This is a genomic window from Streptomyces cylindrosporus (assembly GCF_022698165.1).
In the GTDB taxonomy this organism is placed as follows: Bacteria; Actinomycetota; Actinomycetes; order Streptomycetales; family Streptomycetaceae; genus Streptomyces; species Streptomyces cylindrosporus.
The window spans coordinates 1-11,488 of sequence record NZ_JALDAY010000026.1; the positions used below are offsets into that span (position 1 = coordinate 1).

Annotated in this window: 14 protein-coding genes; 8 read left to right on the top strand and 6 right to left on the bottom strand. The window is 73.5% G+C overall.

The features are described 5' to 3' along the window. Positions 1-288: 288 nt before the first annotated feature. Entirely contained in the window at positions 289-915 is a 627-nt protein-coding gene (locus MQP27_RS50245) for a DoxX family membrane protein (protein ID WP_242779216.1), read from the bottom strand. A 170-nt stretch (positions 916-1,085) separates the two neighbouring features. Further along, entirely contained in the window at positions 1,086-1,916 is an 831-nt protein-coding gene (locus tag MQP27_RS50250) for a universal stress protein (protein WP_242779221.1), read from the bottom strand. 243 nt (positions 1,917-2,159) lie between these two features. On the opposite strand from MQP27_RS50250, the gene MQP27_RS50255 reads away from it, so the two are divergent. Beyond that, on the top strand, positions 2,160-2,552 hold the full coding sequence (locus MQP27_RS50255) for an STAS domain-containing protein (protein WP_242779223.1): 393 nt from the start codon (positions 2,160-2,162) through the stop codon (positions 2,550-2,552). 25 nt (positions 2,553-2,577) lie between these two features. On the opposite strand, the gene MQP27_RS50260 is transcribed toward MQP27_RS50255, so the two are convergent. Continuing rightward, a complete protein-coding gene (locus MQP27_RS50260) occupies positions 2,578-3,579 on the bottom strand; it encodes an Acg family FMN-binding oxidoreductase (protein ID WP_242779226.1) in 1,002 nt (333 codons plus the stop codon). A 280-nt stretch (positions 3,580-3,859) separates the two neighbouring features. Between MQP27_RS50260 and MQP27_RS50265 the strand changes: the two genes are divergently transcribed. The 4 genes from MQP27_RS50265 to MQP27_RS50280 all read left to right on the top strand — a co-directional run bounded on the left by MQP27_RS50265 (position 3,860) and on the right by MQP27_RS50280 (position 6,606). Further along, positions 3,860-4,429, top strand: a complete 570-nt coding sequence (locus MQP27_RS50265) for an Rv1733c family protein (protein WP_242779229.1) — start codon at positions 3,860-3,862, stop codon at positions 4,427-4,429. A 126-nt stretch (positions 4,430-4,555) separates the two neighbouring features. Next, positions 4,556-5,548, top strand: a complete 993-nt coding sequence (dhaK, locus tag MQP27_RS50270; protein WP_242779232.1) for a dihydroxyacetone kinase subunit DhaK — start codon at positions 4,556-4,558, stop codon at positions 5,546-5,548. Positions 5,549-5,594: 46 nt separating this feature from the next. Continuing rightward, complete coding sequence (dhaL, locus tag MQP27_RS50275; protein WP_242779236.1) at positions 5,595-6,203, top strand: dihydroxyacetone kinase subunit DhaL; 609 nt, start codon at positions 5,595-5,597, stop codon at positions 6,201-6,203. Continuing rightward, on the top strand, positions 6,196-6,606 hold the full coding sequence (locus tag MQP27_RS50280) for a PTS-dependent dihydroxyacetone kinase phosphotransferase subunit DhaM (protein ID WP_242779239.1): 411 nt from the start codon (positions 6,196-6,198) through the stop codon (positions 6,604-6,606). The genes dhaL and MQP27_RS50280 overlap by 8 nt, the downstream gene beginning before the upstream one ends. Before the next feature lie 9 nt (positions 6,607-6,615). Here the strand turns inward: MQP27_RS50280 and MQP27_RS50285 are convergent, their stop codons facing one another. Then, positions 6,616-7,254, bottom strand: a complete 639-nt coding sequence (locus tag MQP27_RS50285) for a TetR/AcrR family transcriptional regulator (RefSeq protein WP_242779242.1) — start codon at positions 7,252-7,254, stop codon at positions 6,616-6,618. Between the two features lie 119 nt (positions 7,255-7,373). Between MQP27_RS50285 and MQP27_RS50290 the strand changes: the two genes are divergently transcribed. Next, a complete protein-coding gene (locus tag MQP27_RS50290; protein ID WP_242779245.1) occupies positions 7,374-8,135 on the top strand; it encodes an SDR family NAD(P)-dependent oxidoreductase in 762 nt (253 codons plus the stop codon). Between the two features lie 6 nt (positions 8,136-8,141). Here the strand turns inward: MQP27_RS50290 and MQP27_RS50295 are convergent, their stop codons facing one another. After that, positions 8,142-8,837 carry a glycoside hydrolase family 75 protein gene (locus MQP27_RS50295; protein WP_242779248.1) on the bottom strand — a complete coding sequence of 232 codons (696 nt, stop codon included), beginning with the start codon at positions 8,835-8,837 and terminating at the stop codon, positions 8,142-8,144. Between the two features lie 398 nt (positions 8,838-9,235). Between MQP27_RS50295 and MQP27_RS50300 the strand changes: the two genes are divergently transcribed. Next, positions 9,236-10,207: a fibronectin type III domain-containing protein gene (locus tag MQP27_RS50300; RefSeq protein WP_242779251.1), complete on the top strand. Its 972-nt coding sequence runs from the start codon at positions 9,236-9,238 to the stop codon at positions 10,205-10,207. 166 nt (positions 10,208-10,373) lie between these two features. Beyond that, positions 10,374-10,919, top strand: a complete 546-nt coding sequence (locus tag MQP27_RS50305) for a hypothetical protein (protein WP_242779254.1) — start codon at positions 10,374-10,376, stop codon at positions 10,917-10,919. 12 nt (positions 10,920-10,931) lie between these two features. Here the strand turns inward: MQP27_RS50305 and MQP27_RS50310 are convergent, their stop codons facing one another. Continuing rightward, a complete protein-coding gene (locus tag MQP27_RS50310) occupies positions 10,932-11,483 on the bottom strand; it encodes a PadR family transcriptional regulator (protein WP_242779257.1) in 552 nt (183 codons plus the stop codon). Between the last annotated feature and the right edge of the window lie 5 nt (positions 11,484-11,488).

Here is an 11,488-nt window from a genome sequence, read left to right on the forward strand (position 1 = left end):
GCAGGCCCGGCTGGTAGAGGTGATCGTCGTCCTGGTCGACGACCGTGATCCGGTACGCGTCCTCGCCGTACCGGCGACACAGGCGGTTGGCCGTCACGGTACCGGCCGTTCCGCCCCCGAGAACCACGATGTGTTTGCTCATAAAGCCACTGTCGTGCGTGTGGTGACGAGAGGTCAGGGGTCGATGGTCCCTGCCCGGGTACCCACCGGGGTATATCCGAGCGGCGCGCAAAAGGAGGGGCACCGCCGAAGCGGTGCCCCTGTGCGGGACGTTCGGGACTGCCGAGGTCAGAGGAGCCAGCGGTTGCGGCTGACGAAGGGCAGTCGCGCCCAGGCCTTGCCCAGGCCCCAGGTGGCGCCGGCGCCCGCGGCCGCGAGGGCGATGAGGACGACGGCGTAGATGACGTGGTAGTCGGTGAACGGGTTGGTCGACATGCTCAGCGAGCCGTCGGACAGGTGCTTGGCGGGCGGCCACTCGGCGATCCACATCAGCGCCATCATCGCGGTGCCCGCGACGGCCGCGATCCGCAGGCCGATGCCCGCGATCAGGGCGACGCCGATGCCGAGCAGGCCGAGCATGAACAGCCAGTCCGCCCAGCCGGCCCCGGCCCAGTCGTGGAAGGTGGACTCCATGGGGCCGGCGGCCACCGAGCCGAGGAAGCCCTTGGTGGGCGAACCGCCGTCGATCCAGCCCTTGCCGGACGGGGTGGCGTAGCCGAAGCCGAAGGTCTTGTCGAGGAAGGCCCACAGGAAGACGAACCCGGTCAGCACCCGGAGCCCGGCGAGGACGTGGGCGCTGGTGGCCGTGAGGGTCAGCGTGCCGGCCTCGTCCCCGGAGTGCCGGGCCGTCTCGGACCGGTGCAGGGACGGAAGGTGGAACCGCACGTGACGGTGCGGCTGGTCGTGGACTGCCATGGTGCTCATCCCTCTCTAGGGGTGATGCGCGGGTTGACGACTCTCGTTGTGGTTTCAATGTCCCGCTCCGGCGGCGCCGGTCGCAGGGGCTGCGCGGCCCGCCGTGCTGGGCCGAACGTCCCTGCCGCAAGGGCCTGTTCAGCCGTCGGGGCGGCGGGTCGAGTCCCCTGTCAGACGGCCGGCACGAGGATCACCGGGCAGTGCGAGCGGTGCAGCAGGGCGTGCACGACCGAGCCCGGGCGCAGGCCGTGTCCGTCCGTGCGGCGGTGGACGCCGATGACGACGACGCCGGCCTCACGGGTGGCCTCCAGCAGCGCGTGCGCCGGCGAGGTCCGCACCGTGCGCGACTCGACCCCGACCAGGGGATGCCGCTCGCGCAGCTCGGCCATGGCGAAGCGCGGCACGGCCGACTCGGTGGCGTCGCGCTGGGCGAGTTCCCGCTGACCGGGGCTGGTCGCGGGAAGCATCGACGGCAGCTCGGGGCCGACGTGGCGGTGGGCCCAGGAGTGCAGGACACGCAGCTTGGCCTCGCGCCGCTCCGCCTCCTGGAAGGCGTAGGCCGCCGCGTCCGCGTCGGTGTCGCTCTCCAGGCCCAGCACCACCTCGCGGCCCTTGTCGCAGTGGTGGTCGCCGCGCACGACGAGCAGCGGACCGTGCGTGTGCGCGGCCAGCCGCAGGCTCACCGACCCGAACAGCGTTCCGGTGACCCCGCCGAGGCCGCGGTTGCCCACGACGGTGAGGACCGCGTCCTCGCTCTCGTGCGCCAGGGCCTCCACCGCACCGCCCGCGACGGCCGCGCTCTCGACGGGCAGACCGGGGTGCCGGGCGCCGGTCCGCGCGACGGCCGAGGCCAGCACCGGGCCGGCCTCGTCCAGGTCGGAGACGGCGTGGACGATCCGCAGGGCGGCACCGCGGCGCTCGGCCTCCTGCGCCGCCCAGTCGAGGGCCCGTACGGAGATGAGCGAGCCGTCCACTCCGACGGCCACGTGCTGGGAAGTCATGGCGATGGTCCCTCCTGTGTTTCCCTCCGGTCGTGTCCGGACGGGGCCGAGCCCGCAAAGAGCCCACCTTTCAGGCTCCGGCGGAAAGCCGGCCGGGGAACGGGGCCATGGGTCCCGCCCCGCCGGAGAGTGACCCCTCGGGGCGGTGTCCGTGCCCGCAGCGGGCCGCCCGGCCCCGCCCGGTCCCCGGCGCAGGGCCGACCGGCCCTTCCACCGGGTCCGGCGCCGGGTTTTGATCTGCGTATGGCCGAGAACCGCACCACGACCGCGTCCTGCCACACGGAACGCACCGTCGGAGATGCAACCGTCGTGGAACTGCGCGGCGAGATCGACATCCTCACGGCGTTGCCGTTGTCCGTGCGCATCGACGCCCTCACCGCGGGGGCGTGTCCCGATCTGGTGCTGGATCTGCGTCCCGTGACCTTCATCGACTGCAGCGGTCTGCGGCTGCTGTGCCAGGCGCACAACCGCGTGCGGGGCCGGCAGGGCAGGCTCCGGCTGGTCGCCGACCGTGATCGCCTCATGCGCGTCCTGCGGCCCGCCCGCCTCGCCGGCGTCTTCGAGATCCACCCGGATCTGCCCGCCGATCTCTTCGGTGCCCGCCGGCAGGACGCCGTCGGTGTCGCGGCCGGCTGACCGGACCCGCCGGGGACGGTTCCGGTCAGCGCCGCTGCGCCTCCGCGTCGAGCAGGGAACCGGCCGCGCGCCGTGGGGTGACGGGGCCCTCGGGGCCGTAACCCAGGCGGATCAGCATCTGGGCATGGCCGGTGTGCTCGGGGTCCGGGCTCACGTCTCGGCGCAGGTCGGGCCACTCCATCGGCTGGTGCAGCAGGGACGCGCGCAGACCGAGGGCCGTGGCCACCAGCAGGACGTGTTCGAGCGCCTCTCCCGCGCGCAGCCAGTCCGTACGGCGGTCGTGCTCGGTCCGGAGCAGCGCGATGACCGGGGTGGTCTCGAAGTCCTGGGCCGACAGCCGCTCCGCGTGGCGCGCGGCGGTGAAGTCCCGCATGGGAATGCGTTCCCGCGCGTCCTGCGGGCCGAGTGCGGTCCACGGCAGGCCCACGTCGTGCGTGTCGTCCGCGTCCCGGTGCACCCAGCGGCGGCTCTCCGTGCCGCGGTCGGAGTCGACGCGGTTGCGATGCTCGGCTTCCGCGGTGAGCCGGAGCAGACGAGCGGTCTCGGCCCCGTCCAGGAAACCGAGCGTGGCACCTTCCGCGTGCGCGGCCTCGGCGAGTTCGGCACGTGCCGGTGACGCGACCGGCCGGTCGGAGAACGGGAACCTGCTGCTGTGTCGGCGCCAGAGCGCCGGATACAGGTCGCCGCGGTGCTGCGCGGTGTGCCGGCCGGCGGATCCGGTCAGCCGCAGGGTGGCGAGCAGCCCCGGCTCCCCGGGGCGCGGAAGCAGCCGTACGACGGGCGTCCAGCCGAAGTGGACCACCGCGACGCGGAGGTTGAAGACGGACGCGCCCACCGACAGGTGCAGGGCGCGGCCGACGGGATCCGCGTGGCGCAGGCTCCGCTCCGGGTCCGCACGCACCTCGAACTCGACGTCCTCGGGGTTCAGCCGGAAGCGCCACGGCTGGGTGTTGAAGAACGACGGCGCGGCCACGGCGGCGGCGACGCAGCTTTCCAGGGTCTCGGCGTCGAGAGGCGTGGATCGCATGGTGCCCTCCCTCCCGCACTGGTTTCGGAACGGGTACGGATGCCTTCGAGCGTGGGCCCGCTCGGACGGCCTGGAGAGGGGCCGATGGTCCCTCATGGGCGGCCGGTCAGGCACACCGCGCACGACCGGGACGCGCGCCGCCCGGCCGAGGGGGTTGAACGGCCCATGCTCGGCCCCGACTTGGTCCCGGTCGGCCCCACGGCTCCCCCTGTCCGGCCCATGCCCCCGCGCAGCCGCAGCCGTCACGTTGGTCGCAGTGACTACGAGACGGAGCGGACCCATGCGTACTGGCAGGCGGACCAAGCAATGGCTGTGGCGGTGGCGGGCCAATCCGCTGCGCCGCCGCGACGACGTTCTCGAGGCGTGGCTCGTACTGGCCGTGTGGGCGGTCGTCGCGGTGGGCGGGACGCTCGCCGGCGCGGTGACGGCCCGTGCCGCCGACGACGTCTTCACGCAGCAGCGCGCCGAGCGGACGCCCGTACAGGCCGTCGTCGTCTCCGATGCCGCGCAGTCCGCGGCGCGCGGCTACCGGTCCCTGGTGACCGTCCGCTGGACGCGGCCCGACGGATCGGCCCGTACCGACACGACCGTGGTGAGCGCCTCACCGAAGGCCGGAGCGCGGATGGAGGTCTGGACCAACGCGAAGGGCGAGCTGACCACCGCGCCGCCGAGCCCGGCGGGGGCGGCCCTCGAAGCGGCGTTCCTGGGCGCGAGCGCCGCGCTCGCCGCGACCGGTCTGGCGGCCGGGGCGGGCGCCGCGGCACGCTGGAGGCTGGACCGGCGCCGGGAGGACCGGTGGGGCCGGGAATGGGACACGGTCGGCCCGCGATGGGGGCACAAGACCAGCTGAACGCGTCGCCGTAGCACGCCCGGGATCCTCCGGACACGTGACCTGCGCCGCCCGAACGCGGATACTGCCGACTGTGGCCGGGGTATACGGGCCCGGACCGGACGCGCGTCTCACCAGGAGGAACCCATGAAGATGTTGATCAACGTTCCGGAAACCGTGGTCACCGACGCGCTGCGCGGCATGGCGGCCGCCCATCCCGAGCTGACCGTCGACGTGGACAACCGGGTGGTCGTACGACGGGACGCCCCCGTGGCCGGAAAGGTCGCCCTGGTCTCCGGCGGCGGCTCCGGGCACGAGCCCCTGCACGGCGGATTCGTGGGCCCCGGCATGCTCTCGGCGGCCTGCCCGGGCGAGGTCTTCACCTCGCCGGTCCCCGACCAGATGGTGCGGGCCGCGGCGGCCGTGGACAGCGGGGCCGGTGTGCTGTTCATCGTGAAGAACTACACGGGTGACGTGCTGAACTTCGACATGGCGGCCGAGCTCGCCGAGGACGAGGGCATCCAGGTCGCCAAGGTGCTGGTCAACGACGACGTGGCGGTCACGGACAGCCTGTACACGGCCGGCCGGCGTGGCACCGGGGCGACGCTGTTCGTGGAGAAGATCGCCGGCGCGGCGGCGGACGAGGGGCAGCCGCTGGAGCGGGTCCAGTCGGTCGCCCGGCAGGTCAACGAGAACTCCCGCAGCTTCGGCGTCGCCCTCAGCGCCTGCACCACCCCCGCCAAGGGCAGCCCCACCTTCGATCTGCCGCCCGGCGAGCTGGAGTTGGGCATCGGCATCCACGGCGAGCCCGGCCGGGAGCGGCGCGCGATGATGACCTCGGGCGAGATCGCCGAGTTCGCGGTGAACGCGATCCTGGAGGACATGCCGCCGCGCAACCCGGTCCTGGTCCTGGTCAACGGGATGGGCGCGACACCGCTGCTTGAGCTGTACGGGTTCAACGCCGAGGTGCAGCGCGTGCTCACCGCCCGCGGGGTCGCCGTCGCCCGCACCCTGGTCGGCAACTACGTCACCTCGCTCGACATGGCGGGCGCCTCGGTCACCCTGTGCCAGATCGACGAGGAGCTGCTCAGGCTGTGGGACGCGCCGGTGAAGACGCCGGGCCTGCGCTGGGGGATGTAGGACAGCGGGCAAGCGTGTCAACGTACCTACCACGCAAGGAGATCCAGTGCTCGACGCCGACTTCTTCCGCCGTTGGATGACGGCCACCGCCGCGTCCGTCGACCGTGAGGCGGAACGGCTCACCGCCCTCGACTCCCCCATCGGGGACGCCGATCACGGCAGCAATCTGCAGCGCGGGTTCCGGGCGGTGGCCGCGGCGCTGGAGAAGGAGGCACCGGACACCCCGGGCGCGGTGCTGACGCTGGCCGGACGGCAGCTGATCTCGACGGTCGGCGGCGCGTCGGGGCCGCTGTACGGCACGCTGCTGCGCCGGACCGGCAAGGCGCTCGGGGACGCCGCCGAGGTGAGCGAGGAGGAGTTCGCCGGGGCGCTGCGGGCCGGGGTGGACGCGGTCATGGCGCTCGGGGGTGCGGCGCCGGGCGACAAGACGATGATCGACGCGCTGGTACCGGCCGTGGACGCGCTCGGCGACGGTTTCGCCGCGGCCGGCTCCGCCGCGGAGGAGGGTGCGCTCGCGACGACCCCGCTGCAGGCCCGCAAGGGGCGGGCGAGCTATCTGGGTGAGCGGAGCATCGGTCACCAGGACCCGGGCGCCACCTCGTCGGCGCTGCTCATCGCGGGGCTCCGGGAAGCGAGCGGAGCGAGCGGTGAGTGACGACAAGCTGGTCGGCATCGTCCTGGTCTCGCACAGCGCCGAAGTGGCCGCGTCCGTCGCCGAGTTGGCGAAGGGCCTGGCGGGCGGCGGCACCGCCGTGCCCGTCGCGCCTGCGGGCGGCACCGAGGGCGGCGAGCTCGGCACCAGTGCGGAGCTGATCGCCGCGGCTGCCGCGTCCGTGGACCGGGGCGCGGGTGTCGCCGTCCTCACCGACCTCGGCAGCGCCGTCCTCACGGTGAAGGCCCTGCTCGCGGAGGGCGACGAACTCCCCGCGGGCACACGTCTGGTGGACGCGCCGTTCGTGGAGGGCGCGGTGGCCGCGGTCGTCACGGCGTCGACGGGCGCCGACCTCGCGGCGGTGGAAGCGGCGGCAGCGGAGGCGTACACGTACCGGAAGGTGTGAGCCGGGCTTTCAGCCGAGGCCGGCTGCCACGGCGGCGAAGGCCGCGCGCATCGTCCGTGTCAGCTCGGCCTCCGCCGCCGTGCGGTCCAGGTCCGTGTCGGCGCTGCTCCAGGCGTAGTGCTCGACGGCCGCGCGCAGGGCCGCGTTGAACATCGCCGCCTGGATGGCGGGCCGCAGGTCGTCGGCGGGGAGTCCGGCGCGCTCGGCGAGGGCGCGGGCGAAGGCCGGCTCGGCCTCGTCGTACGTCTGGAGCCAGATGGCGCGCAGGCCTGGTTCCGTGCGGGTCAGGCGGACCAGGGCCCCGACGGTGGCCCGGTCGGGGCCGGCGACGATCCGCAGGTCCGACGTGATCTCCCCCTCGAAGGCCTCCTCCAGCGGCTGCCCCTGCCGCCACTCCCGCAGCCGCGCGGCGAGCAGGTCGATGCCGGCCGTGAACAGCGGCCGTACACACGCCTCCTTGCTGGGAAAGTAGCGCCACACGGTCCGGGCCGAGACCCCGACCGCCTGTCCGATCTGCTCACCTGTGGTCGCCGCGACGCCCTGGGTGACGAACAGGTCCACCGCGGCCCGGGCGATGTCCAGCCGGATCTCGGCCTTGCGTTCGTCGGTCAGGGGCGGTCGTCCAGTGCGTCCGCGGGCGGCGGTCATGCGGTCCTCCGGCTCGGGTGATCACTCCTCCGGAATTCTCCACCAAGACTTTATGTCACTAGGAGACATTAAGTCGTAGGGTGGTGATCGAACAGGAACCACAGGAACAGGAGCACCACATGGCCGGCGGATTCGACGGACGCAGCGTGATCGTCACCGGAGCGGGCTCGGGCATCGGCCGCGCCGCCGCACTGGCCTTCGCCGCCCAGGGCGCCCGGGTCGTGATCGCGGACCTGAACGCGGAGGGCGCCGAGAAAGTCGTCGCCGAGATCGAGCAGGCGGGCGGCACGGCGGTCGCGGCCGTCGGCGACCTGAGCGAGCAGGCCGTGGTGGACGCGGTGGTGCGCACCGCCGTGGACACCTTCGGCGGCGTCGACGTGCTGGTGAACAACGCCGGGATCATGGACCGCATGTCGGCGCTGGCGGACGTGGCCGACGACGAGTGGGAGCGGGTGATACGGGTCAACCTCACCGCCCCGTTCCTGCTCACCCGGGCGGTGCTGCCGCACATGCTGGAGGCGGGCCGGGGCGCCATCGTGAACACCGCCTCCGAGGCCGGCCTGCGGGGAAGCGCGGCGGGTGCCGCCTACACGGCCTCGAAGCACGGCGTGGTGGGGCTGACCAAGAACCTGGCCGTGATGTACCGCAAGCAGGGCATCCGCGCGAACGCCATCGCCCCCGGCGGCACCGCGACCAACATCACCGTGGACGCCGACCAGGGCGCGCACGGCCCGGCCGCCCTGGGCCCGCACTTCGTCAACGTGGGCCGCCTCGCCCAGCCCGAGGAGCAGGCCGCCGCCATCCTGTTCCTCGCCTCGGACGCGGCGAGCAACATCAACGGCGTGGTCCTGGCCGTCGACGACGGCTGGTCGGCGGTCTGAGGCGCCCTACTTGCCGTTCACGAACATCCGCGCCAGCCGCTGTCCGGTCGCGACGGCGGCTGCGTGGTCCTCGATCGGCTTGACCTGCGAGTCCCTGAAGACGATGTAGGTGACACCGGAGGGCGTGCCGCCGCCGCGCGGGTCCGGGGTGATGCCCAGGCCCTTGGCGGTGGCGTAGGACGCCTCGCCGATGATGTCGTGCGGGCCGATGTCGCCGACGACCGCGTACTGCACCCGGTCCCGGTAGACGACCGCGGCGACCGCGCCGCCGTGCACGCCGTGGGCGCGGTGGTTCCAGATGCCGCTCGCGGCCGGCACGACGATGTACGGCAGGCGTTCGGCGCTCAGATAGCGGCCGTCGGTCTGCTGGTAGGCGGTGAGCGGGGAGAACAGCGGGTCGCTGCGGCGGTTACAGCGCGGGCCCGTCTGCCCGTCGCAGTCGATGTCCAGGTCGGCCTTCCAGAAGACGGCGTCCCGGGTGCCGCAGACCGGGATGTTCGCGGGCTTCCCGTCGTCGCTGCGGTAGCGGCCGCGGGAGATCTGGACGCAGTCACGCACCTTGGCCAGCAGGTCGGCGGCACGGACGTCGCCCTCGCGCCAGGCCACGGGCTCCTCGTCGAAGCGGAAGTCGGCGGCGGGCAGCAGGGCGGGGGCGAGCAGGGCGGCGCAGGCCACGGCCAGCGTCAGCGACGGGACACGCACGATAAGGGACCCTCTCCTGGGGGACACTGACGGACACTCAGCCCAATCTGGTGTCGTTTCGATCATGCGGCCACCGCAGGGGGTCCGGACGGTGCACGCCCGCGCCTCGGAGGGGTCCGTCCGAACTGCGCGCAGGGGCCGGGGACCTGAGCCGGTGTCGGCTCCGGCCGCCCGGCCGCCCGCGTCACGGCGCGGGAACAGCGACGACAGCGGCCCGCGCCACCGGCATGAACTCCCGAGCCCTCATGGAGAGTTCGGCCGTGAGGAGCTTCAGCATACGTAACTCCCGCGCGCGGTCACCAACGGCCTCCGGTCCCGGCCGCCCTCTTGATGCGGTCCCGCCGACCGCGCCATATTGGTCCGGACCATTGCATCGCGCCGTCCGGGGAGGCAGAGCCGTGCGCCGTGCCGCCGTTCTCCTGCACCGATCCCTCGCGCTGTGCACGGCCGTGGCCCTGCTCGGGGCCTGCGGGCGGAGCGAGGCCGACGAGGGCCGCGTGCCGGCCGCGCCCGCGGGCGTCACGGCCGCCGCGGGCAGTTCCACCAGCGTGCACGTGATGTGGAACGCCGTGACGGCCGAGCCGCCCGTCGAGGTGTACGAGGTGTACCGCGGCCGTACGAAGGTCGAGGACGTGCCCGCTTCCGAGCACATGGTGGACGTCAGCAGGCTCAGGCCGTCCACCGGGTACGTCTTCACCGTGCGGGCGCGGGACACCGCCGGGCGGCTCGGCCCGCCCGGCCGCGAGGTGCGCGCGACGACACCCGCGGCCGTCGCGGCGGACGGCCGGGCGCCGACCGTGCCGGGCGGGGCCCGGGGCCGGGTGGTCGGCAGCCGGGCGGTGCAGCTGTCCTGGTCCGCCGCGACCGACGACACGGGCGTGGTGTCGTACGACGTCTACCAGGGCGGCTCGAAGATCCACAGCGTGGGCGGGGCCCAGACGGCGACCGTGGTGACCAGGCTGCGGCCGGGCACCCGCTACGCCTTCACCGTCCGGGCCCGCGACGCCGCCGACAACGTCTCGCCGCCCGGCGCCACCGTCCGGCTCACCACCCCCGGCACCGACGACGGCCGCGCCACCGCGCCCACCGGCTTCCGTGCGACGACCCACCGCGCCGACGGGGCCTACTACCTCGACCTCGCCTGGATCCCGCCCCGCGCGGACGGCGTGATCGCCGAGTACCAGATCCGCCTGGACGGGCAGCCGGCCACCTCGCTGGTGTACGGCGGGAACGCGCCGCGCGACCGGGCGACGTACTCCTTCTACGTCGGCCGGGAAGCGGGTGAGACCCACCGGGTGCGGATCCGGGCGAAGCTGCCCGACGGGACCTGGGGCGGCTTCACCGCCGAGCGGACGGTGACCACGGGCTGAGCGCGCTCCTGTGGGCCGGACGAAGTAATCCGTCACCTGCCCGGCCGTCGCCCGCATGCGCGGCGGGCCGGGGGCACGTTGGCTTCCCCTGAGGCAGCACGGGCGTCTCCCGATCCTCGGCGGCGCTAGGGATGTACCGCCGACCGTGCCGCCGGAGGGCAGTCCCATGCGCAACTCACCGCTTCTCCTCCGCTCCGGCCTGGCCGTGGCGGCCGCCGCGCTTCCGGTCGCCCTGGCAGCCACCCCCGCCGCGGCCCTGGGCACGGGGATCTCCGTCAGCACCAGTGGCTCGACCGTGTCGGTGACCACCACGGTGTGCAACCAGACCAGCTCCAGCGGCATGTGGGGCACCGCCTCACTGCTGGGCAGCAGTCAGGCGAACTTCGCCCAGGGCCGGCAGGTCGCCCTGTCGGGGACGACCAGTCTCCAGACGGCCGCCTGGCAGGGCGTGAGCCCCGGCACCTACACCGTCGTGGTCATGTGCGCCTCCAACAACACCACCGCGGGCAGCCAGTCGGTCATCGTCTCGGCCGCCTCCACCCCGACGATCTCCGCGACCTCCTCGCCTTCGCTCGGCGTCATGGGCGGTCTCGGCGGCGCCGTACGGGACTACGGTCCGCTCACCCTGGCGGTGGGCAGCGCCCTGGTCGGTACGGGCGTCATCGCGACGGGCTGGTACCTGCGCCGCCGCGCCAAGCCGTACCGGCTCTGACCACCGCGGGACTCACGCCGGACCGGTGTCGGGGAGTTCGCCGAACTCCTCCAGCGCGTGCGTGAGCCACTGCGTCCAGAAGGTCTCCAGATCGATGCCGGCCCGCAGCACGAGGTGCCTCAGCCGGTCCTGGGGAGTGTCCCTGCCGGGCGGGAAGTCGCGCTTCTCGATCTCCTCGTACTCCGCCAACTGCTCACGGTGCAGGGCGAGATGACGGCGCAGGTCGGCCTCGATGCCGTCGGTGCCCACGACGGCCGAGGCGCGCATCCGCAGCAGCAGGGGGTCGCGGTGCGGCTTGGGGTCCTGGGACGCGGCGGTCCAGCGGGCCAGTTCGGCGCGGCCCGCGGGCAGGACCTCGTAGCTCTTCTTCTGCCCGCGGGCCGGCTGCTCGCTCGGCAGCGCCCGGATGTGCCCCTCGGCCTCCAGTTTTCCCAGCTCGCGATAGATCTGCTGATGCGTCGCCGACCAGAAGTAGCCGATCGACCTGTCGAACCGGCGGGTCAGCTCCAGCCCCGAGGACGGCTTTTCGAGCAGGGCGGTCAGGATCGCGTGCGGGAGTGACATGGAGT